This is a genomic window from Saccharopolyspora sp., assembly GCF_017434145.1.
GTDB classification, from domain to species: Bacteria; Actinomycetota; Actinomycetes; order Mycobacteriales; family Pseudonocardiaceae; genus Saccharopolyspora_C; species Saccharopolyspora_C galaxeae.
This window is the reverse complement of the sequence record NZ_JAFRFW010000554.1, coordinates 1-1,514: the sequence shown is the minus strand read 5'-3', so window position 1 is coordinate 1,514 and position 1,514 is coordinate 1. Positions and strand designations below refer to the sequence as shown.

1 protein-coding gene is annotated in these 1,514 nt (G+C 71.5%); it reads left to right on the top strand.

Annotated features, from left to right (window positions below; all coding sequences use genetic code 11):
• A partial coding sequence (locus IJH84_RS15395) for a beta-N-acetylglucosaminidase domain-containing protein (RefSeq protein ID WP_367269029.1) occupies nt 1-1,514 on the top strand: 1,514 nt, incomplete at both ends.

Here is a 1,514-nt window from a genome sequence, read left to right as displayed (position 1 = left end):
TTTCCGTTGCGCCGGCTCGCCGCTCCGGTGGCCGCACTGATCAGCGCGGCGATGCTCGCCGCGGGCTGCACCGCCGGTGCCCCGCCGGAGCAGGCACCGCCCGGGAACGAAGAGGTCTCCGGGCCGGACTCCTTCCCGGCCGAAGGCGTTCCGCAGGTGGTGCCGCAGCCGCAGAAGATGGAACGGCTCGGTGACGACGTCGCGGTGCGCGGCAAGGTCGAGCTGGTGCTGGACCCGCTGGTCGACCGGCAGACCCGGGACTTGGCCGAGAACGTGCTGCGCTCGGCCGGGGCCTCCGAGGTCGTGGTGCGGCCGCCGGGGCCGCCGGTGCAGGACGCCACGCTGCGGGTGCGCATCGGCGACCGGAGCTCGCCCGGCGTGACGAAGGGCTTGCAGGACAACTACTGGGGTTCGCCGTCGCCGCTGCCCGCCGAGGGCTACGTGTTCGCCGCGTCCGGCGGCAAGGACTCGGTGATCCTCGGCGCGTCCGATCCCGCAGGCGCCTACTACGCGGTGCAGACGATGCGGCAACTCACCTCGCCGGGCCGGATCGCCGGGGTCGGCGTGGTGGACCAGCCGAACATGCCGCTGCGCGGTTCGATCGAGGGCTTCTACGGCACCCCGTGGACGCACGCCGAGCGGATGGACCAGCTGGCCTTCTACGGCGACGTCAAGTTCAACACCTACATCTACGCGCCGAAGGACGACCCGTTCCACCGGGAGCGCTGGCGCGAGCCGTACCCGCCGGACAAGCTCGGGCAGGTGCGGGAGCTGATCGGGCAGGCGGGCGCGCACCACGTGAACTTCACGTTCGCGCTCTCGCCGGGGAACTCGATCTGCTTCAGCGACCCGGCGGACTTCCAGGCGCTGCAGGACAAGCTGCAGACCATGTACGACTCCGGGGTGCGGGACTTCTCGGTGCCGTTCGACGACATCTCCTACACCCGCTGGAACTGCGGGCAGGACCAGGCGCGCTACGGCCCGCCGAACGAGGCCGCCGCCGGCCGGGCGCAGAAGGATCTGCTCAACCGGGTGCAGCGGGAGTTCATCGACACCCATCCCGGCGCGCGCCCGGTGCAGACCGTGCCGACGGAGTACTCCGACCTGGACGAGTCGCCTTACAAGACGGCGCTGAGCGAGGGGCTCGACCCGCGCGTGGTGCTGATGTGGACCGGCGACGGCGTGATCCCCAAGCAGATCACGGTCTCCGACGCCGAGCAGGCCGCGCAGCTCTGGGGCCGCAAGGTGTACCTGTGGGACAACTACCCGGTCAACGACTTCAAGAAGGCGCAGGGCAGGCTGCTGCTCGGGCCGTACGACCGGCGCGAGCCGGGGCTGAGCCAGCACCTCGTCGGCGACGCGGTGAACCCGATGAACCAGGCCGCGGCCAGCAAGGTCGTCGAGACCGGCGCTGCGGACTTCGCCTGGAACGACGACGACTTCGACCCGCAGCGGGCGCATCGCGCGGCGGCGCGCTACCTGGCGACGGATCCGGCCGCGGTGCTGCGGCCGGA